Genomic DNA, 21,139 nt, shown 5'->3' on the forward strand with positions numbered 1-21,139 from the left:
ATGGAAAAGGTGAAATTATGTTACATGGCAGGCATTTGAAAAATGGGAGCAAACATTTGATCCTTGTTTTTCAATCAGTCAGTAAGAAAATTTTGGACGAGATACCAAGCGTATTGGACGGCACGGCAGATCATGCAAAAATCAAGAAATTGCACGAACGGTATAACTGGATGAATTTTTGTATGGATTATAAAGAAAGTGACTATTTATTTGTTCAAGATTATTTTTCAGATAGTTATGGTTGGTATTTGTTCGACGGTGGCAAAGCGATTTATAATGAGTTAAATCAGGAATTAGAGCAGTTTATTAAGAAACACGGTTATGAAAAAGTCATCGCGTTTGGTAGTAGTAAAGGTGGGACCGGAGCATTGGTATATGGCGTTTTGAATCCTTATATCACAGATGTTTTTTCGCTTGTACCACAAGTGAAGGTAAGCAACTTTATTGACCGGTACCACGCCACAGAGAAAGAAGCTTTTTACCGAGGTAACACAGAACTGGAAGAGGAAGTAGATACATTCTTCTTTGATCCAAAAAATTACCAGCAAGAAGCGATAAAAAATACGACATTCCATTTATATACAGGGAAAAACGATATGCAGTTTGCGGAGTTAATGGCATTTAAAGATTATTTGCAAGCACACAATGTACGTGTGAAAATGATTGTTAATTCGTTTCGTAAAAGCCACAGTCCACTCGTGACAGAGCATACTGAATTGGTTTATCAAACAATACGAGATATCAACGAATCGCGCACGCTTACATCTCCGGAGTTGATTCGACTGAATGATGATGCATATATGATTTAATTTTAGAAGGGCTAAAAAGGGTTATCACAAAAAGGCCAGCCTGCAAGCATACGAATAGAAGTTAGCAAGAGTAATTAACTCCATACTGCGTCCGTATTTATCATTACTTTATGTACGGCGCAGGTACATTGCCTCGATACAAAATAGAAAGCAATACTTCTTCCTTTTCCCCATACTACCATCACGACTATACCTACGAAAAAAACTTGATTATGACACAAGCGTGAATAATCTTGAATCCCCGATTGCCACACTACTATGTGAACAACGCATACAGTATCCAAAATGTTTGTATACAGGATTATTATTATATTGAGGATGTGATGGAAGCCAAGCGACTAGTATGTGAAAAAGCAGTAACTATCGGTATGCATATCGGTTCTGGAGACGAAATCGCGATTTTAAAAGTATTACTAAATAGGCAATAACGCCCGGGCTATGTAAGATGTTCTATTACTTACAAACTAGGCTATCACCGAATGAGTGTGAAAAAAGTTTAACCACTTTAAAGATGCTATGTTACAAAGACAAACTAAAAGATACATGAAAATTAAAAGGAGGCATTCATTATGCTACAAACATTTGGTGTTGAAATCGACGAAAATTTCCTGGAAATACTGCTATTTTCCAATAAATCATTTGATAAATATTCCAAAAAGAAAGTACTACCAGCTAAAACAGTTATTGATTCCACGGTGACAGACAATCGATCGTTTATCTATATAGAGAAGGGCTTGACCAAAATTGTGGCAAGTCATAACACGAAGGAGACTACTATTTCATTCTCGGGGGATGGCGAATTTATTGGTTTTGCATCATTATTATCAAGGGGAAGCAATCAGTTTGAATTAGAAACGATTTCAGAAACAACAGCGTATTTTATTGATCCATACTTCGTTTTAAATGTTATTGACGAATCGGGTTGGGGGACTTCGATTCTACTAAAAATTATTGAAAATTTAACACAATCCGTGAACTATTACGGCAAATTTAACCTACTACCGGCAAAAGCAAAAGTAGCAGCATCTTTGCTACACCTAGAATCTAAAAAACTAGGTAAATCGGTTGGACACTTACCAAAAGAAATTTGCCAACATCATTTAGCTAGCTATTGTCAAATTACACGCGAGTATGCAACGACGATACTATCTAAATTTGAAGAAGAGGGGCTTGTTAAATTAACGCCGAAACCAATTACAATTTTGGATAGTCATGCACTAAAAGAAATGGTTGGGTTTGAAATATCAGGATCTTTGCATTAATAAATACATGGCGTGAAGTGTTGCTATTAGTATGCTTCGCGTCGTGTAATCACTATAGATAGATATAGAGTATTAAAAGGTATATTAAGAATATTCAAGAAAAGGTGGATGGTATGCAGATTTTTGAACGGAAAGAAAAGAAGTACATCTTGAGTGAGGAGAAATACAGCTTGCTGTTAGATAGAATTTCTGAGCACATGAAAGAAGATAAGTATGGCTTACACACCATTTGCTCGCTTTATTATGATACAAACAACTACGATTTAATTAAGCGATCGAGTGAAAAGCCGACATTTAAGGAGAAGTTCAGAGTTCGCACATATGGGGTTCCAAGCTCTGAGCAGATGGTCTATTTAGAAATCAAGAAGAAATTAAAAGGGATTGTGTATAAACGAAGAATTTCGATGCGCTTGAGTCAAGTAGATGCATACATGAAAAGCAAGGAAGCGCAAGAATTTGACGACAGACTAAATCAACAAATTAGCAACGAGATTTTTTGGCTAAAGAAAAAGGAGACAATCGCGCCTAAAGTTATTATTTCATATGATAGAAGAGCTTTTAGCGCATACAAAGAGGACGAGTTTAGAGTAACATTCGATGCGAAAATAAGGTGGCGCAACGATGACCTCCAGTTGGCAAATGGTCATGATGGGGAACTTGTGGCACCAGAAATAGATGTATTAATGGAAGTAAAATCACTGCATGCCTATCCTTTATGGTTTGTACGAATACTTTCTGATTTAGATCTTTATCCATCCAAATTTTCAAAATATGAGCAAGTGTATAGACGCTATTTAAACAATCAGAAAGTAGGAGTTTTGTAATGTTAGAAAATGTAGTAAAAAGTTCAATGGTGAACTTAGATGTGTGGCAAATTATCATGTATAGTGGAGCTTCGGTTCTTTTAGGGGTACTTGTGGCTTGCGTGCACATGTATCGCAACACCTATTCGCAAAGTTTTATCGTGACATTGACGATTTTGCCAATTTTGGTGCAGTCGGTCATCATGCTGGTCAATGGAAATGTGGGTACGGGTATCGCTGTTTTAGGAGCGTTCAGCTTGATTCGTTTCCGTTCTGTGGCAGGTGGCGCGCGCGAAATTAGTAGTATTTTTTGGTCGATGGGTATTGGCCTTGCAACTGGAATGGGATATATTATGTATGCGCTCATTTTCTCTGCCTTTGTTGCGGTCGTATTGATTGTCTTGACGCGCACGAGATTCGGATCAAAAAGTAAAGTGGCGGAGCGGAGCCTGCGTATTTCGATTCCAGAGGATATTGATTATGCGAACCTTTTCGATGATTTATTGCAAAGCTATGGCTATGAAATCTCGCTTGAGCAGGTGCGGACAACGAATATGGGGAGTTTGATGGAGCTTCGTTATTATATTAAACTAAAAAACGTCGAGCAGGAAAAAGAACTCATCGATGCCATCCGAACTAAAAATGGGAATTTACCAGTTATTTCGGGTCGCGTTTCGAGTATTAAAGCCGAATTATAAGATCAAAGTGAGAGTCTGGGATGATAGCCTAGGCTCTTATTCGCGAAAAAAATAGCCTAAAAGATAAATTTGTATATAATCATCAAATCATTAATGTTTTCTTTCTGTTTTCTGTAGTTTCTATTTAAATTTGTCCGATAGAATAGGCTTTGTGACAAATAAGTCTAGGAGGAGTTGAAAAAATGGTTTTCAAAAAATATGTGGTAGGATTGCTGTTTCTTTTTGCAGTAACGGCTTTGGTGGCGTGTGGCATGCCTGACAAGGATGTGGCGGCTACTAAAACCAAAAAGGAGACGGCGATGGAAGAGGCTAAAGCAGAGTTGAAAAAACTCGAGGAGAAGTACGGCGCGACGTTAGGAATTTATGCGGTCAACACGGCGGATAAGAAGAAAATCAGCTACAACGACCAAGAACGATTTGCCTACGTATCTACGTACAAAGCAATTGCTGGGGGATTATTACTTAAAAATCTAACAACAGAACAGTTAAATAAGCGCATCTATTTCTCAAAAGAAGATTTAGTCGACTATTCACCAGTCACAGAAAAGCACGTGGACAGCGGCATGACGGTGAAAGAAATTATTAACGCAGCCATGACGTACAGTGATAACACGGCGGGAAATATCTTATTCCAGCAATTGGACGATCCTAAAGGCTATCAAAAAGAGCTCGCAAAAATTGGCGATAAAACAACGCAGGCCGATCGATTGGAACCAGAATTAAATGAGGCAGTGCCAGGAGATAAGCGTGATACAACGACTCCTGAGGCGATGGCAAACGTGCTATCCTTCCTCACCACGAAAGGAAATATGGCGTCTGATCGTTTGGATTATTTCAAGCAAACGCTGATAGATAATACAACGGGCGATAAATTGATTCGCGCAGGCGTTCCAGCTGGTTATACGGTTGGCGATAAAACTGGCGCTGGATCATACGGTACTCGGAATGATATCGCAGTCATCTATCCGAAAGACAAGGACGCAAAACCGCTAGTCTGGGTTATCTATTCCAAAAAATCGGGCAAAGACGACGAATACAACGATCAATTGATAGCAGACGCGGCAAAAGTACTTAGTAACTATTTTGCTTTATAATACATTTTATTAGGTTGAGAGAAAGGAGACTCGCTTCATGGGTTTCCTTTTTCTGTTGTCAAGAAAGAAATTGTCATATATGAGTCCTAGGTCACACAATTTTGGCCTGAAAAAAGAAATCAATGAGCTACGGTTTCGCACCTTTTTATGGTATTATTAGAGATGAAAGTAATAGTGGAGATGAGGGCGGTGAAGGGGACTGTCAAGCGTTGTTTGCAGTTGCATTTTTCACACTATTTACAATTAGTCGTTGATCACACATCGGAATTCTAAGAAACAGCTTTGTACATAACATAATAAGGCTAGAACAACTCGTAAAATCTTGAAAGAATGCTATTTTTGATCAGGAATAGGTATTAGAGTGGTTGTAGTCTATTTTTTCGGGAATAGAGAGAGTAGCTATTTGATTATGACATACACCACGGAGACACGAATTGTAAGATTACTTTAATAGTGCAATTATTTTAAAGGTAGAATCACGAATTTGGAAACAGAGTGTGGAGGTAATCAGGATGAAATGGATGGAAAAAGAAATACAAGCCATTTTTACAGCGCTAAATACGAGTGCTGACAAGGGGTTAACAGGTGCGGCTGCGTCGAAGAAAAAGGCGGAAGTTGGACCGAATAAATTCGAGGAAGGGCAAAAAGAGACGTTGCTCGCCAAAATTGGGCATCATTTGCTGGAAATCACGACGATTATTTTATTGGTGGCTGCGGCGATTTCGCTTTACTTGGCGGTTACGACGGGTTATGGTTATCCGAAAGTCATCGTTATTTTGGCGATTGTAGTGCTGAATATGGTACTGGGAATTTATCAGGAAAACAATGCGGAGCGGGCGCTTGAGGCGCTTCAGAATATGAATGCGCACATGACGTTGGTCGTTCGCGATGGCGTGAAGCAGGAGATTGACGCGACGGAATTGGTGCCTGGGGACGTGATTGAACTTGGCGCGGGGGACATGATTCCAGCGGATGCGCGGATTATTGAGAGTAGCAGTTTGCAGGTCGAGGAGTCGGCGCTGACCGGGGAAAGTTTGCCGGTGGAGAAGGACGCGGACGCGATTGTGAGCGAGAAGTCGCCGCTTGGAGACCGCTTTAACATGCTGTTTTCGGGATGTCTGGTGACGGGAGGTCGTGCGCGGGCTGTCGTTGTGGAAACTGGGATGCATACGGAAATGGGAAAAATTGCGAGCCTGATTAACGCGACGAAGAAAACGGAGACGCCACTTCAAAAACGCTTGAAGGAACTTGCGAAACGTTTGAGTATTGTGGCGCTCGTGGCTGGTGTGCTAGTGTTCGGAATCGGCTTATGGCACGGGGAAACGATGATTGAGATGTTGATGATCGCGGTATCACTTGCGGTTGCAGCGGTTCCGGAGACGCTTCCTGTGATTGTGACGATTACGCTTGCTTATGGCGTGCAGAATATGGTGAAGAAAAACACGATTATTAGACGGATTCCAGCTGTGGAAACGATTGGGAATACGTCGGTAATTTGTTCGGATAAGACGGGTACGTTGACGCAGAATAAGATGCGGATTCAGCAGATTTGGTCGGTGGGCGTGATGCCAAAACCGGTGGAGGAGACGTTTGATGCATCGGAAAATGAGCTTTTGGAAATGCTGAGCTTATCGAATAACGCGACGATTGAAGTGACAGACGGTGAGGAGACGATTATTGGGGACCCGACGGAATCTTCTATTATTCGTTTGCTGAATGAGAAGGGCTTGGCAAAAGCGGATTTGGAGCAGAAATCACCACGGGTATTTGAATTGCCGTTTGACTCGGAGCGTAAGTTGATGACGACGATTCATGAAGTGGATGGTGGATTCCTCTCGATTACGAAGGGTGCTTTTGATCGGATTCCGGTTGCTTTTTCGGAGGATTTGCTGGAGCAGGCACGGGAGATTCATGATCGGTTTGCGGAGAAGGCCTTGCGTGTCATTTCGGTGGGTTATAAACGCTACGCCGAGATGCCAGAGGATTTGACGGCGGAGGCGCTGGAACACGATTTAACTTTTGCGGGGATGGTTGGGATGATTGATCCGCCACGACCTGAGAGTAAGCGCGCGGTTTCAGAGGCGAAGCAAGCGGGAATAAAGACGGTAATGATTACGGGAGACCATATTGTGACGGCTTCCGCGATTGCTAGGGAAATTGGTATTTTGGAAGAGGGCGACAAATCGATTACTGGCGCGGAACTTGCCGAGATGTCGCAGGAGGAATTGGAGCGCACGGTACGCGATTATGCGGTGTATGCGCGCGTGAGCCCTGAGGATAAAATTCGGATCGTGCAAGCATGGCAGAAAAACGGTGAAGTGGTGACGATGACGGGGGATGGCGTGAATGATGCGCCGGCCTTGAAAGCAGCGGATGTTGGAGCTGCGATGGGAATCACTGGTACCGATGTATCGAAAAATGCGGCGGATATGGTGATTACGGATGATAATTTTGCGACGATTGTGGATGCTGTGTCGGAAGGTCGGACGGCGTATGAGAATATTCGCAAAACGATTTATTTCTTGCTCAGCACGAACTTTTCGCAGATTTTCATTATGTTCATCGCGATCACACTTGGATGGGGCGCGCCAGTTGTGGCGGTACAATTGCTGCTTATTAACGTGGTTGCCGACGGGATTCCTGGTTTTTGTTTAAGCCGTGAAAAAGCGGATGCCAACGTGATGGATCGCCCGCCGATGAAGAAAAACAGTGGTATTTTTGCCAATGGTTTAGGTGCGAAAGTCGCGACGCAAGCGGTCGTGTTTACCTTCGTGACATTGATTGGATTTTATATTGGAAGATTCGTGGATATTAATGCTGAAATTGGCGCCAGTGCTGAGGTTGGGATGACAATGGCGTTTGTTATTTTAGCTTGGTCATCTGTATCGCATATTTTCAACGTTCGCAGCGACGAGTCTATCTTCAAAATTGGTTTTTTATCGAATAAGCCACTATTCTTTAGCGCGATGCTATCGATGGTGATTATTTTGCTAATGGTTCTCATTCCGCCGGTTGCTAACATGTTCTACCTTGTGCCACTAAGCTTGACGCACTGGTTGCTAGCATTCGGATTATCGGTTTTCCCATTAGTATTTGTAGAAATTCAAAAAGCAATCAAAAATCGTAAACAAAAAGGAGACGAGAAATATGCGTAACGACAAACAAAAAGTGATTTTAGTAGGTGCTGGAGACGTTGGAGCAAGTTATGCCTTCGCATTGACAGCGCAAAATATTGCCCGCGAAATTGGCATTATTGATTTAAATGTAGGTAAAAAAACAGGCGATGCATTGGATTTATCGCATGGTTTGGCATATACGTCACCAAAACAAATCTATGTTGCGAGCTATGATGACTGCGCAGATGCCGATCTCGTCGTGATTACGGCAGGCGCGGCACAAGCACCCGGCGAAACGCGACTTGATTTAATTGGCAAAAATTTAAAAATCACGAAAGCCATCGTGGATAGCGTCATGGCAAGCGGTTTTGACGGACTATTTTTAGTAGCATCAAATCCAGTGGATGTCTTGTCGTATGCGGTTTGGAAATATTCCGGTCTACCAAAACACCGCGTCATTGGATCTGGAACATCTCTTGATAGCGCTCGTTTCCAACAAGCACTCGCTGAACTTGTCGGCGTCGATGCTCGCGACGTGCAAGCCTATACACTCGGCGAACACGGTGACAGCCAATTCCCAGTTTGGTCACACGCGAATATCGGTGGTTTGCAAATTAAAGAATGGATGAAAGACCATCCGGAAATTACGGACGACGTTCTGGATGAGCTATTTCATAAAGTTCGTGACGCCGCCTACGAGATCATCGAGCATAAAGGTTCGACTTATTACGGTATTGCGATTTCACTGGCCCGCATTACAAAAGCCATTTTTAACGATGAAAACGCCATTTTGCCACTTTCGGTTTATTTAGAAGGTCAGTACGGCCACAACGATATTTATATTGGCTCAACAGCAGTCATCAATCGCGAAGGAATCAAGTTTATCATTGAAATGCCGCTGAACGAAAAAGAACAATCGGACATGGATAAATCGGTTGGGGAGATCAAGGATATGATGCACGACTTCTTCTAACCCGCTCAGCGAAGCGAGAAGACTGCATTTCCGTCGTTAAAAGCTGTGCTCCGATGCTCACGTACAATCGTACGCTCCGCTTCGGTGCTCGCTTTTGCCTAGGAACTACAGCCTTCTCGCTTCGCTGAGGTTTGGTGGTGGGGACGGATTTGGCGGGAGAACACGATTTCGTACGCTTTGGTGATGAAAGGCTAGAATTGGCAAGGAAACATGGTTACATAGATTTAGATAGACGGGGGAGTTTTGCATGGAAGAGAAACATGAGGTTGGAGAAAAGTCGAATTTGGAGGGGCAGAAGCGGTTTTTGGTCCGGTTTTTGTATCTGGCTAGTATCGTTGTTATTATTTTCCTTTTCTTGAAATATGTTTTACCGCTGACGTATCCATTTCTGATCGGATTCGGCTTGGCGTGGATGTGTATGCCGCTCACTCGCTTGCTTGCGCGCAAAACGAAATGGCGTAATCGCAAGGCTTGGGGATTAATCGTCATGCTGTTTTTCTATGCTATTCTCAGTGGTCTGCTCGTTCTAGGCTTGCTGGAGCTATTTAAGTTGCTCGGACAGTCGATTAGCAGCATTCCTGGCTACTATCAGAACGATATCTTGCCCGCTTTGCAAAAAATCGAGGACTGGGGCGCGGATTGGATCGATAATATTGCGCCAGATCTCGCTCAGCAGTATCACAATGTTTTCCATGCCGTTATTGCCAAAATTGGCCGTTTCGCACTTTCGCTGTCGGGCAGTATTGCGAGTTGGGTTGCCTCTGTCACGCTTTCCCTACCAAGCATCTTCATCTTCTTTTCTTTCAGCATGTTGTTCTCCTTTTTCATCGTCTGGGACTTTGACAAAGTGGGGGCATTCATGCGGAAGCAACTGCCAGATCGTGTGAATGAAACCGTGCAAAACGTGCATAAACATTTTAAAACCACAACCGTCGAGTACATCAAAGCTTACCTGATTATCGCTGGTGTGACTTGCGTCGAGCTCTTTATCGGGCTCACGATTCTAGGCGTGCCAAACGCGATTTGGATTGCCCTCGGAATTTCCGTTTTCGATATGATTCCCGTATTCGGAACCGGCGGTATCATGATTCCCTGGGTCCTCCTAGCATTCATCAACGGCGATCTCGCGTTTGCAATCGAACTGCTCATTCTGTACACTGTTATCACCGTTATTAGAAACATCATCGAACCAAAGATTCTCGGTACAAAATTAGGCCTGAACCCAGTTATCGCCCTATTCACGCTCTACATCGGCTTACAACTATTTGGTATTATCGGCCTGATTCTCGCACCAATCATCACGGTTATCGTAAAAGACCTACACGATGCGGGCAAATTCAAACTTTGGAGATACTAGTACTCAACACGCTTTGTAATATAAGCGTGTTTTTTTGCTTAAAACTCAATTTATAATAGTTCATAACAGCTTTGAATATTACATATATCTCCTTATATTTGTATTATTTCTCTTTTTTTGTTATACTCCAATTTAATCAACTTAGAGAGGAGTAAGGGAGGACGAGATAAAATAAAGATAAAAGGGGCGTAAATTTTGAAAACATTCCAAAAAACAGTACTTTTTCTAGGGTTAATCCTTGTATTTTTAGGGACTTCAACATTAATTGTTTCAGCAGCACCAGCATTGGAAAAGAGCTTTAATGTGAAACAACCAACAGGTCAAAGCTTTGCTATTACACAGTATGGTGATGAGCGTTTGCATTACTCAGCGACGAGTTCTGGAGATATCGTTGAGCAAAAAAAAGATGGTTATTGGTATTATGTAGCTGTAAATGAATTTGAACACAACGGGAAAAAGGTAGCTGAATTAGTTGCAACAACGAATAAATATCTCATTGATAAAGAGCCAGGAAGTGCCGTTAATCATGGTGATATTAGTAATTACCCAGCCTTAGAATATCAGAGTGAATCATCTATACAAGAAACAATGAAGTTTCCAACTTTGAAATCAGCGATACCCAATTCCAAAAAACAGAACCTACTAGTTATATTAGTCTCTTTTGAGGATATTAGTATCGTGAAAACAGGTGCAGAGTGGGAGTCGAAAATTTTTGGCACATCAGGTAGCACATTAAAAGCATATTATCAGGAAGCAACGAATGGTAAGGTGAATATTGTTCCAGCTTCTGGAAATGGCATTATACATGTTAAGCTAGCGCGCAAGCACCCACAAACTACGATAAAAACAGACCAGACTAACATGAACAATATAATTACAAAAGAAGCATTGATAGCAGCGAACGAATCCATTGATTTTGCACAGTATGACGTGAATGGGGATGGGAAATTAGAGGCCGATGAATTACACATTATGACAATTATCGCTGGAGGAGAGGCATCTGTCGGTGGAACAGGCAAGGCAACTTGGGGGCACCAAGGAACATTTACGGCAATAGATGTCCCACAACTCGATGGAAAAATATTCGATACATTTACTCAATTTGGTGAACTACATGGTACAAATCAGGCATCGGTTGGAATAATAGCTCACGAAATGGGGCATGACCTAGGTTTACCAGATTTATATAATATCTATAATACGGGAGCTGGACTGGGTCAATATAGCGTTATGGGAGGAGGTTCATGGGGCGCAGTGGGTTCAGAACAAGCAGGATCTACACCTGTACATTTTGATGCTTATTCGAAAATGAAATTAGGAGTGATAGAACCACGAACGGTATCTCCAAATACGACACAATCAATCGATGTATTTAGCTTAGATCAGGCTAATCGTAATATCATACGAATGGATACTGCAAATGCAAAAGAATATTATTTGATTGAGAATAGACAGTTTGTTGGTTTTGATAAAGCACTTGGAGAACGTGTTAAATCACCAGGTATTGCCATTTATCATATAAATGAGAGCCATGACAGGAACTATACAGTTGGAAGGCAGTTGGTAACGCTTAAAGAAGCCAACGAAGGTATAGTAGGTTTGTCGCAACTGAATGCTGATCAGTCAATGGGACTAGATGGTTTATATTATGTCGGAATGGGCAGTCGCGGTGTAATGCAACAAACAGAGCTAAACAAAACAACAAAACCAGCAGCAGTTCGTGATGATGGAGGAGTTACCAGTTTTTCAGTAAAGGTAAACTCGCCAATTAGTACAAAAATGAATATAACTCTCAACAATCAAGGGGTAGAAATAGCAATCAATACGCCGACAGCACCAAGTAAAACAGAGTCTATCGCAGGTATTGAAAAAAATGAAACAATCCAATTATCTGCTACCATCTTACCAGAAAGCACAGCTGATAAGACCGTGAGATGGTCAAGTTCTGATGAGAATATCGCTAGTGTGGATCAAACAGGCAGAGTGACAGCTAAGAACCATGCTGGTCCAGTATTCATAACGGCTAAATCTGCATCTGGAACAGAAGATACGTACAAGTTAAATATAGATGGGCACGGTAAAACATTTGAAACAGCCGAAACCATACAAGACACAGGGCAAATAGGCGCATATGGTAGTTATGATGAAGATGATGACTATTTTAAATTTACGGCTACAGAAACAGGAGAGTATGAGTTTTGGTCGTCGGGGCCATACTATAATCGTTTAAGAGGGATTTTGTATGATGCCAGCACGAAAGAGCGACTAATATATGATAATCAAGGAATGATAGCAGAAGACAATAATAATTATAATTTCAAACTCAAATATAATTTAGTTGCTGGAAAATCGTATCACATTGTTACGAGGACCTATCTTGAAGGAATAGGGCGTGATTATAACCTTCATATTAAAAGACCCGGAGATACCGGTATTCCAGTAACAGAAATTAAATTGAATGCCTCAGCAATCGGACCAAAGGAAAAAGCTGATATTATCCAATTAGCACCAACTATATTACCTGCAAATGCTGGAAATAAAGGCGTGGAATGGGACAGTTCAGATGATGATATTGCAACAGTTAGTCAAACTGGTCGAGTAGTTATTGGAAATAAGAGCGGGATTGTTACTATAACAGCTAAATCAAAAGATGGCGGGAAAATGGCGATGTGTACAATCACGGTGGACGATCATGGGAAAACAAATGACACCGCAACGACAATATTAGATAACAGCTTAACTGATGGTGCGATTTCTTACATTGGCGATCCGGATTTCTTTAAATTCACTCCCAAAAATACAGGTATGCACAAATTTACAAGTGAAGGAACATATGCCGTAAGAGCAGAATTATATTCTAGCACTGGAATCAAATTGATCAGCAGCACAAACCTTAATGGACAATTTGAAATGAGTTATCAATTAACAGCAGATGAAACGTACTATGTTCGACTTTATCAGTCTGGGCCCCCTATAGTAGGAACATATAAGTTACGTATAACATCACCAGAACCACCAATTAGAGTCTTTGGAATTAGCATAAACCAGACAATCGGAGCTATTTATTTACCGAAAAATGGAACGATGCAGTATAATGCAACAGTATTGCCAACAAATGCTACGAATAAGAAGGTAGAGTGGACGAGTTCAAATCCTAATATCGCAAAAGTAGATCAAGCTGGTAAAGTAATAGCAGGCGACATCGAGGGTATGACTACCATCGCTGTCACCACAGATGACAATCATTATAGGGCTGAACATGTTGTATTAGTTGGGAAAGAAAGACAAACCAACGCAACGGCAACGATAGTAACAGATGATAGCTTGACATCAGGAAGTATTGACTTCAAAGGGGATTTTGAACTCTATAAAATTATTCCGACAGCAACAAGAAGCTATGTTTTGACCAGTGAGAGTGAGATAGACACAGTAGCATTTTTGAAAGATGGCTCTGGTAATTTACTTGCTATAGGTGATAACGATGGTGCTTCGAAACAATTTAAAATAATAAAAACATTAAATGCAAACACCGCCTACTATTTGAGTGTACAACATAAAAGCAGTGGTGTAGGTTTATTTAAGCTTAGGATTCAACCACAATAAATAGAAATAAAGAATTGCTGCCTCGTAATCTAGAGCGCGGCAATTCTTTGTATAGAACAGGACAAAAACACCATTTCCATGTATAATTAAAACAGAAATAAGAAAAGGGAGCCATCAAATGCAAAAATTAATCCAGTTTATCGTTATTTTAGTCATGTTTGCTCTAGTTGGATATTTCCTATTTACATGGTCAGGAGCTATCTTAACGTGGGCAACAATTATTGGGGAAGTGTTCGCAGTTGTCATCGCCGTACGCCTGCTTCTCTGGGATCAAAGAAATACCACATCAAAAATTGCTTGGTTAGCCGCTGTCTTTGTCTTGCCAGTACTCGGCGTCGTGCTCTACCTATTCTTCGGTAGAAACCCACAAAATCGAATTTTCACAGCGAATCAAGTAAAAGAAAAAGAAAAACTAATCGAGGCAATACATAATTTGCCGATTCCACAGTCCGATAAAGAACTACCAGAACTATCAAAAAGTTTGTATTCACTGACCGATATCAGGCCGATAAACGGCAACAAAGTAACCATCCTAACCAATGGCCAAGAGACATTCCCAGCCATTTTAGAAGCCTTGCGCAAGGCCACAGATCATATTCACATTCAATATTACATCTATCGCCAAGACGAGATTTCCACTGAAATTCGCGATATTTTGATTGAAAAAGCGAAGGCTGGAGTCACCGTCCGTTTCCTATTCGATGGCATGGGCTCCGCGCACCTGAAAGAGGAATTTTTAGAACCACTAAAACAAGCGGGCGCAACGGTCTACGCCTATGATCCCGTGCGTTCTATCTGGATTGCGCGTACTGCGAACCTCAGAAATCACCGCAAAATGATTATTATCGATAGCAAAATCGGTTTTACCGGAGGTCTTAACGTCGGTGAAGAATACCGCAGCAATACGCCAGATTTCGAAGTGTGGCGCGATACCCACGTGAAAATCGAAGGAACCGGCGTCCTCGAGCTACAAGAATCCTTCCTATTTGACTGGGTTTACATGGAAAACCGTGCCGGTGCAGCTGACGAATTCATCAGTGAAGCAGGAATTGCACGCTATCTAAGCGCCCAGCAAGCCGAAGACACCGATGATTGGGTGCAAATCGTATACGGCGGTCCATACGATAAAGAGAAGTGGGTGCGCGATTCCATGCTTGATCTCATGGATTCCGCGAAGAAATCAGTCTGGATTGCGAGTCCCTATTTTGTACCAGATGAAGAATCACTTGCCGTTATCCGCCGTGTATCGATGAGTGGTATAGATGTCCGCGTCATTGTGCCCGGTAAAGGCGACCGCGGCGTTTCTTTCCACGGAAGTAATGCCTACATCCAAACCATGATTGACGCCGGTGCAAAAATGTATTCCTACCGCGATGACTCATTCATTCATGCAAAAGTGATGCTTGTCGATGGTGAACGCGCAGCAGTCGGAACCGCGAATTTTGATATCCGTAGTTTCCGTTTAAATCACGAACTCATGGTATTCCTATACGATCGCAGTGACGCGGTTGTACAATTAGAACGCGATTTCAATGCGGACTTCCTAGAAAGCCACTTATTTACAGAAGCAGAAATGAAGGCGAAATCCAAAACACAACGCATGAAGGAAACATTAGCCAGCTTACTATCACCAATACTATAAAATCAGTAATGCTAGGTGAACGTATTATAGTCTCATTCGGACTAGTGTGCCAATTAGAATCTTATAAGTAAGAGGCTAGGGAGAAAGGGCCACTAAAATGAAATTAAGCAGGGATCTCGTATTCGCCATTTTCTCTAGTGGCTCTATATAATGATCCCTGCTTATCTATTATTGAAGCTGAATTTTAATTATATCTCAGCCCCTTTGCATGTTAAGGCTATATTTTCTTCCAAGAATATTCCCAGTGATTAAAGGATTTGACTGTTGCTGTTGAGTAAGTATTAGTTGCTTCTGTTATTCCACCTGTGCGATAGTATTTTCTTTGCTTCACTGTGTAAACATTATAGACAGGGCGATAAATTATTTGATACTTCTTACCTGAAGGGATGTTAACTGAATAACTTGTTCCATATGTTTTTGATTCCCCAATCGTAATATTCAATGAAGATCCAATAGCTTTTTTCCCTATTGGAAAACTTCCAGAAATAGAGCTAGTGACATTGATATCCTTTGTTTTAGATTGATTTATATTGAGCGTCGCAGGACCTTTTCCAGAAGGACCATTTCTCCAAGGACCTGTACTTGTGCCAGTTTTCTTTTTACTTGAAATTTTCCAAACTGTCTCTGTGTTGTAAATGATGGCTTTAGCATTAATAAATGAGGGAGATATAACTGTTCCAAAAACCAAAATTGATGCTAATAAGACTTGAATAATTTTTTTCATGATGTTCACTCCTATTTTTTTATATTATTTAACACATTTTATTCTGACATATAAAAATTATAATTGATACTTTTATTTTAAATTAACTTTTGCTTGGCTAATTCATACATTATTTGTTATAATTGTAAGGCACGATAGATATAGAAAAATGAAAACAAAGGATGGTGCTATTCATATGCAATCACGGGATGCATTGAAAGATGGCGAGAAAGATAATGTATGGGCGGAGTGCTCAGAAGCATTTCAAGTAATTATCGATCGCATGCGGGAGCAGACAGAGGAACAACAACAAAGACTCCAAAAAACAATCGATATGTTTAAAGAGAGACAAAGAGAATTGCAAGAAGAGATGGATAAGTAAGGCTATGTCATTCATGATGAAAAGCTGGGACCCGCATACAAGGTTCCAGCTTTTTTTGTTCGCTTAAAAAGGCGTATGACGTAGCTAGAAATGCTCATTATCTTATTATCTGACAAGAAATAACCCACATTGATAAACCTTCACCAATGTGGGTTATAAAATCTATTTTTTACTCTAAATGATCCGTTGAAATAGTTGTTTTTTTGCCGTTGTTGATAATCAGTGCAGTATGAGCTGGAATTGACTGTTTATTGGACTGGAAATCTTTATTAGAAAAATTAGCGATCACTTGTAAATCAGAACCGAATTCTGTTTTTTGAACAAGGCGATCTGTATCAAGGGTTTGGAAATTCGTCATCTCATGCCGCAACGCCTCTTGTTGGAACGGTGTCCAGTTTTTCATATTGGCAGTAATGTCTGCTTGATGCAGCTTCCAGTTTGCTTCGTCCAAATGGAACAATGGCGGCGTGTTATACAAATATTCCTTGAGACGGCGCTCACCAGTCTGTCCCTTGACCTTGTAACTATCCCATTCCCAGTGATGTGTCGTGATAACCGAACGATTATACACCAATTTAAAAAGTGGAATCGAATACACCGGGCTCGTATAGATTGGCTTATATTCTTCTTTAATCGGAACAATTTTACTGTATCGCGTCGGGATTGAGCCATCCATCGAAGCGTATTTCCCTATAAAATAAGGACTGTCCTCATTCTCGCGCATATCAGGATCATCCCATTTAATCACAGGTGTCTCCAAACCATGGGCAAACGCAATATCAGAAGCAGCATAGTCATTGCCACCCTCTGAGCCAATAACAAATCCTTTTTTATTTAAATAATTCAGGCGTTTCATTCGAGCTGCCGCGTCTTCTTTTTGTGTCGTAGGATGTGCTTTGGCAAAATCATCATGCAGTTCTCCCGCAGCATCAACGTCCATAAACCATGAATTAAAACCAATGCCTTCTGCCAAAATGCCGTCAACACGCGCTTTAACAGCATCAAAAACGAGCGTTGGATTTATTTTCCGCCCTTTGCCGAGAAAACCGGTAAGCTTCTCGCCTTGCTCATTTTCGACAGTAGCGTCCTCGTATAGCTTCGGATCGGGGAAAGATGCCGTGTTCCAATCGATACTCGCGTCCTGTTGAATGGATTGATAAGAATCGTATGGCCCCATGAGATACCCAGCTTTAACCGCTGCATCTACGGAAGCGGGATTCATCAAGCCATTCACCCAGTTAGGAAGGCCAAGCCATGCTTTTTTTATGCCCGCCTGCTCCATTTCTTGAATGATTTGAGTGGCATTAGATTGTCCCCATTCATCCACGGGTGTAGTCAAACCACTGATATGGCTACTTATCAGATGTTTATTCAAATCATAACGTTCCTGCTCATTCAGGTTTGCCACGCCCTTATCAATGTATTTTTTAGCAGTAGTATCTGGATTTTTAAAGATAGCAGGGTTGTATAATTGCGGCATTTGCAGGATATATTGAAACGAATTCAGCATCATATTTTTTTCGTATTGATACATCTCGCCATTTTTAATATTCGCTAAAACAGTTCTATATTCCGTAGCCCCATCTTCACCGTATTTATCAAGCAAGGTTCCCATCCATTCAAAAAGCGGGTCATCGATAGAAGTCTTCAATTTGTTCCAATGCATATCGGCGTCCGTTAAAACGCGGCTATTCCAAAGATAGGCATGGGGTGCTCCGTATAGTTTCTTTATCTCAGGATTTTGCTTTTCTTTTTCGGCTAAAGTGGTGAATTGATGCTGCTCTTTTATATAATTTTGATAGTTTTTTGCGATCGCTACAGGATTGTTATCTGTGATGAAAATGCTATATTTGTAGTCTTTTTCTTTATTTACAGAGGAAAATGTATGGTTAATGCTGAACTGAATCGCCGGATCTGTATGGAATAAAATATCATTATTGAACGTATCAGGCATCACGTAAGACGCAGCGAACTTCTCTTTATTCAATGTGAAAAACTTCATCGAAAAGTATTCGTTCATCGTTTGTTCCTTATCTGTGGTGAAAAATTTCTTCCAAGCGGGATCGTTTTGAGGAATCTGTTTTCCTTCTGAAATAGGAAGTGTATACGTAGGTGCATCGACACGTGGCCATTCAAAATGGGATGTCTTTGGATTGGTGGAATGGATTTTAACGTCCAGTGATTTCACTTGTTTTTTGATGGTGACATGTAGCTTTTCATCGGGATAATCCCAACTGGTTTCTGTTTTTGTTTTTTTGAGGTTTGTCACTTTGCGTTTGGCTTGAGGTTCGGCAATGGTTTCTGTGGTGCCATCTTTGGTTACTTTTAATTCGAATGTCTCAGGAATGGCTTCATACGTGAAATTTCCTTGAGCGTATTCGGTGCGTTTATTATTTTCCTTGTCGATTTGTGATGGTGTCTTAGCGCTGGATTTGTGTGAGCAGGCAGTGCCGATAATTAGAATCAGCGCCATACTTACGATTATCATTTTTTTCATATCTCTATTCCTCCTTGGTTGGTTCGAGGATAACTATAGCATTCTTATGTGACGTTAGTTTGACGATATAAGATTATTTCCCGGGAAATAAATGATATAATGGGAGCAAAAGGGGGGCTATGGAAATGAAGGTATATCATTATGATGCATTTAGTAACGTTCCGGGAAAAGGGAATCCAGCAGGTGTTGTGTTGGATGCAGACACATTAACGGCAGAAAAGATGCAAGAAATCGCGGAAAAAGTAGGCTTTAATGAAACAGCTTTTGCGATGAAATCCGAGGTAGCAGACATTCGATTGCGTTATTTTACGCCAGGTCATGAGATGGATCTTTGTGGTCACGGCACGATGGCTGCTATTCAAGCATTAAGCGAGCATCATTTTTTGACTGAAAAAGCGAAAATACGGGTAGAGACTAAAGTGGGTATTTTAGAAGTGGAAATCAAGTATTCCGAAGATGGACAACGATGGATGACGATGCAGCAGGCACCCGCCGTTTTTGAAAGTTTTGCAGGTTCACGTGTTGATTTAGCAGAAGTGATTGGCGTAACAGAAAGCGAGTTATCTGATGAATGGCCGATTATGTATGGAAATACTGGTATTTGGACACTGCTCGTACCGATGAAAGAACTGGCGAGTTTCAAGCGGATGAAGCCAGATAATGCTAGATTTCCAGAAGTTCTGCAAGAGATGCCACGCGCTTCGATTCATCCTTTTTGCTTAGAGACAATCCATCCTGATGCAGCGATGCATGCCCGCCATTTTTCCTCTCCGTTTTCTGGCACAATAGAAGATCCGGTGACAGGAACGGCATCGGGTGTTATGGGCGCCTATTATGCGAAATATATCAAGGACACGCAACATATTGTGGTAGAACAAGGCGCGGAGATGGGACGTGATGGGAAAGTCATGGTCCATATTGATAAAAAGGAAACTACTTATGCGATCCAGGTTACAGGAACGGCCGTTTTGGTAGATGAAGTAGGAGAATTCTACTAAACTCTGCTATAATGAAAGACATGTTAGCTATTATGTAAGATTGGGAGATGAAAACAATGTTAAAAAAACTGAAAGGGCTTAGCGTCGCACAATGGATTGCGATCTTTATTTTCGTCTCAATGGGGATTTCGATGATTTTTATCACGGTTGAAATTTTCCTAGCGCCGATAGAGCAAACGCCGGGGCAGCCGAAAGTGACACTGCGAAGCGACTATATTTTCTTACTGTTTGAGTGTGTATTGGGAGTCATTATTTTACTATTACCGACCATTTTATCCCACCGATTTAAATTTGAAATACCAGGTTTGGTCTATATTTTATTCTTAGTTTTCTTGTACGCATCCATCTATCTAGGTACCGTTCAAAAATTCTATTCCACGGTTCCTCATTGGGACAAAATTCTGCATACGTTCAGTGGTGCCATGCTCGGTGCCATTGGTTTCTCTTTCGTCAACTTGCTCAATAATGATAAGCATGTCGTGATGAAGATGAAACCAGGCTTTATCTCTGTATTTGCCTTCTGTTTTGCTGTCACATTAGGCGCTTTTTGGGAGATTTATGAGTATACATTTGATGGCTTAATGAACTTGAATATGCAGCGTTATGCAATGTCTAATGGCACACCACTTGTTGGGCGCGCAGCTTTAGCAGACACGATGGGAGATATTATTGTTGATGTTCTCGGTTCACTGGTCTTTGTTCTCATTGGCTACTGGTCACTGAAAAAAGGTCGACCATGGATGGTAAATTTTGAATTTAAGAAGAAAAAACCGAAAGAGGGAGTGGCAAAATGAAGATAGAACACGTAGCGATTTGGGTGGCGGATATCGAGCAAGCGAAGCGTTTTTATACGGCTTATTTTGAAGGAGTCGCAAACGATAAATACACGAATGAAGCGAAAGGCTTTTCTTCCTACTTTATCAGCTATCCTACAGGCGCTAGACTCGAAATTATGCAGCGTACAGACATTATCGATGCAAAAGAAAAACCATTATTAGGCTGGGCTCACATTGCTTTTTGTGTTGGTAGTAAAGAGCGTGTGGACGAGTTAACGAAACAGCTCCAAAAGGATGGCTATACATTGGAGAGCGGTCCAAGAACAACTGGGGATGGCTATTATGAAAGTGTTATTTTAGATAGTGAAGGAAATCAAATTGAAATTACAGCTTAACTAAAAAAGGGCGATGCGCAGATTTTCAGCG

The 21,139-nt window shown here is 41.2% G+C and carries 17 protein-coding genes; 15 read left to right on the plus strand and 2 right to left on the minus strand.

Going from position 1 to position 21,139, the window contains the following annotated elements; genetic code table 11:
- Window positions 1-17 precede the first annotated feature (17 nt).
- From EP58_RS05480 to cls, 11 genes are all read left to right on the plus strand, one after another.
- Window positions 18-809: a hypothetical protein gene (locus tag EP58_RS05480; RefSeq protein ID WP_036091048.1), complete on the plus strand. Its 792-nt coding sequence runs from the start codon at window positions 18-20 to the stop codon at window positions 807-809.
- Window positions 810-1,042: 233 nt separating this feature from the next.
- Window positions 1,043-1,237, plus strand: coding sequence for a hypothetical protein (locus tag EP58_RS17340; RefSeq protein ID WP_124892737.1), 195 nt, complete (start codon window positions 1,043-1,045; stop codon window positions 1,235-1,237).
- Between the two features lie 141 nt (window positions 1,238-1,378).
- Complete coding sequence (locus EP58_RS05485; RefSeq protein WP_036091050.1) at window positions 1,379-2,071, plus strand: Crp/Fnr family transcriptional regulator; 693 nt, start codon at window positions 1,379-1,381, stop codon at window positions 2,069-2,071.
- A 113-nt stretch (window positions 2,072-2,184) separates the two neighbouring features.
- On the plus strand, window positions 2,185-2,895 hold the full coding sequence (locus EP58_RS05490; protein WP_036091053.1) for a polyphosphate polymerase domain-containing protein: 711 nt from the start codon (window positions 2,185-2,187) through the stop codon (window positions 2,893-2,895).
- Complete coding sequence (locus tag EP58_RS05495; protein ID WP_036091056.1) at window positions 2,895-3,572, plus strand: DUF4956 domain-containing protein; 678 nt, start codon at window positions 2,895-2,897, stop codon at window positions 3,570-3,572. Before EP58_RS05490 ends, EP58_RS05495 begins: the two co-directional genes overlap by 1 nt.
- A 182-nt stretch (window positions 3,573-3,754) precedes the next feature.
- Complete coding sequence (gene bla / locus EP58_RS05500; RefSeq protein WP_036091059.1) at window positions 3,755-4,666, plus strand: class A beta-lactamase; 912 nt, start codon at window positions 3,755-3,757, stop codon at window positions 4,664-4,666.
- A 512-nt stretch (window positions 4,667-5,178) separates the two neighbouring features.
- Window positions 5,179-7,821, plus strand: coding sequence for a cation-translocating P-type ATPase (locus EP58_RS05505; RefSeq protein WP_036091061.1), 2,643 nt, complete (start codon window positions 5,179-5,181; stop codon window positions 7,819-7,821).
- A complete protein-coding gene (locus tag EP58_RS05510) occupies window positions 7,814-8,755 on the plus strand; it encodes an L-lactate dehydrogenase (protein WP_036091064.1) in 942 nt (313 codons plus the stop codon). Before EP58_RS05505 ends, EP58_RS05510 begins: the two co-directional genes overlap by 8 nt.
- A gap of 247 nt (window positions 8,756-9,002) precedes the next feature.
- Entirely contained in the window at window positions 9,003-10,112 is a 1,110-nt protein-coding gene (gene ytvI, locus EP58_RS05515; protein ID WP_036091067.1) for a sporulation integral membrane protein YtvI, read from the plus strand.
- Window positions 10,113-10,307: 195 nt separating this feature from the next.
- Window positions 10,308-13,715 carry a M6 family metalloprotease domain-containing protein gene (locus EP58_RS16925; RefSeq protein ID WP_052171356.1) on the plus strand — a complete coding sequence of 1,136 codons (3,408 nt, stop codon included), beginning with the start codon at window positions 10,308-10,310 and terminating at the stop codon, window positions 13,713-13,715.
- Between the two features lie 118 nt (window positions 13,716-13,833).
- Window positions 13,834-15,357, plus strand: a complete 1,524-nt coding sequence (cls, locus tag EP58_RS05525; RefSeq protein WP_036091070.1) for a cardiolipin synthase — start codon at window positions 13,834-13,836, stop codon at window positions 15,355-15,357.
- A 217-nt stretch (window positions 15,358-15,574) separates the two neighbouring features.
- Here cls and EP58_RS16930 read toward each other — a convergent pair whose 3' ends face one another.
- Entirely contained in the window at window positions 15,575-16,081 is a 507-nt protein-coding gene (locus EP58_RS16930) for a hypothetical protein (RefSeq protein ID WP_052171357.1), read from the minus strand.
- A gap of 148 nt (window positions 16,082-16,229) precedes the next feature.
- Here EP58_RS16930 and EP58_RS05535 point away from each other — a divergent pair, with 148 nt between their 5' ends.
- On the plus strand, window positions 16,230-16,442 hold the full coding sequence (locus EP58_RS05535; protein WP_036091071.1) for a hypothetical protein: 213 nt from the start codon (window positions 16,230-16,232) through the stop codon (window positions 16,440-16,442).
- Between the two features lie 169 nt (window positions 16,443-16,611).
- On the opposite strand, the gene EP58_RS05540 is transcribed toward EP58_RS05535, so the two are convergent.
- Window positions 16,612-18,939 carry a glycoside hydrolase gene (locus EP58_RS05540; RefSeq protein ID WP_036091073.1) on the minus strand — a complete coding sequence of 776 codons (2,328 nt, stop codon included), beginning with the start codon at window positions 18,937-18,939 and terminating at the stop codon, window positions 16,612-16,614.
- A gap of 125 nt (window positions 18,940-19,064) precedes the next feature.
- Here EP58_RS05540 and EP58_RS05545 point away from each other — a divergent pair, with 125 nt between their 5' ends.
- From EP58_RS05545 to EP58_RS05555, 3 genes are read left to right on the plus strand one after another with little or no spacing between them, the layout of a single operon-like run.
- On the plus strand, window positions 19,065-19,937 hold the full coding sequence (locus EP58_RS05545; protein ID WP_241481000.1) for a PhzF family phenazine biosynthesis protein: 873 nt from the start codon (window positions 19,065-19,067) through the stop codon (window positions 19,935-19,937).
- Window positions 19,938-19,993: 56 nt separating this feature from the next.
- Complete coding sequence (locus tag EP58_RS05550; RefSeq protein ID WP_373862713.1) at window positions 19,994-20,731, plus strand: DUF2238 domain-containing protein; 738 nt, start codon at window positions 19,994-19,996, stop codon at window positions 20,729-20,731.
- Window positions 20,728-21,108, plus strand: coding sequence for a VOC family protein (locus tag EP58_RS05555; RefSeq protein WP_036091079.1), 381 nt, complete (start codon window positions 20,728-20,730; stop codon window positions 21,106-21,108). Before EP58_RS05550 ends, EP58_RS05555 begins: the two co-directional genes overlap by 4 nt.
- Window positions 21,109-21,139: the final 31 nt, after the last annotated feature.

The sequence above is a fragment of the Paenilisteria newyorkensis genome, assembly GCF_000766145.1.
Taxonomy (GTDB): domain Bacteria; phylum Bacillota; class Bacilli; order Lactobacillales; family Listeriaceae; genus Listeria_A; species Listeria_A newyorkensis.

What these genes read in the sequence shown, in the direction of transcription:
- EP58_RS05555 (WP_036091079.1), top strand. Translation starts at nt 20,728, where the DNA reads ATGAAGATAGAACACGTAGCGATTTGGGTGGCGGATATCGAGCAAGCG.
- EP58_RS05505 (WP_036091061.1), top strand. Translation starts at nt 5,179, where the DNA reads ATGAAATGGATGGAAAAAGAAATACAAGCCATTTTTACAGCGCTAAAT.
- EP58_RS16930 (WP_052171357.1), bottom strand. Translation starts at nt 16,081, where the DNA reads ATGAAAAAAATTATTCAAGTCTTATTAGCATCAATTTTGGTTTTTGGA.
- EP58_RS05535 (WP_036091071.1), top strand. Translation starts at nt 16,230, where the DNA reads ATGAAAACAAAGGATGGTGCTATTCATATGCAATCACGGGATGCATTG.
- EP58_RS05495 (WP_036091056.1), top strand. Translation starts at nt 2,895, where the DNA reads ATGTTAGAAAATGTAGTAAAAAGTTCAATGGTGAACTTAGATGTGTGG.
- EP58_RS05490 (WP_036091053.1), top strand. Translation starts at nt 2,185, where the DNA reads ATGCAGATTTTTGAACGGAAAGAAAAGAAGTACATCTTGAGTGAGGAG.
- cls (WP_036091070.1), top strand. Translation starts at nt 13,834, where the DNA reads ATGCAAAAATTAATCCAGTTTATCGTTATTTTAGTCATGTTTGCTCTA.
- ytvI (WP_036091067.1), top strand. Translation starts at nt 9,003, where the DNA reads ATGGAAGAGAAACATGAGGTTGGAGAAAAGTCGAATTTGGAGGGGCAG.
- EP58_RS05550 (WP_373862713.1), top strand. Translation starts at nt 19,994, where the DNA reads ATGTTAAAAAAACTGAAAGGGCTTAGCGTCGCACAATGGATTGCGATC.
- EP58_RS05480 (WP_036091048.1), top strand. Translation starts at nt 18, where the DNA reads ATGTTACATGGCAGGCATTTGAAAAATGGGAGCAAACATTTGATCCTT.
- EP58_RS05545 (WP_241481000.1), top strand. Translation starts at nt 19,065, where the DNA reads ATGAAGGTATATCATTATGATGCATTTAGTAACGTTCCGGGAAAAGGG.
- EP58_RS05510 (WP_036091064.1), top strand. Translation starts at nt 7,814, where the DNA reads ATGCGTAACGACAAACAAAAAGTGATTTTAGTAGGTGCTGGAGACGTT.
- bla (WP_036091059.1), top strand. Translation starts at nt 3,755, where the DNA reads ATGGTTTTCAAAAAATATGTGGTAGGATTGCTGTTTCTTTTTGCAGTA.
- EP58_RS05485 (WP_036091050.1), top strand. Translation starts at nt 1,379, where the DNA reads ATGCTACAAACATTTGGTGTTGAAATCGACGAAAATTTCCTGGAAATA.
- EP58_RS05540 (WP_036091073.1), bottom strand. Translation starts at nt 18,939, where the DNA reads ATGAAAAAAATGATAATCGTAAGTATGGCGCTGATTCTAATTATCGGC.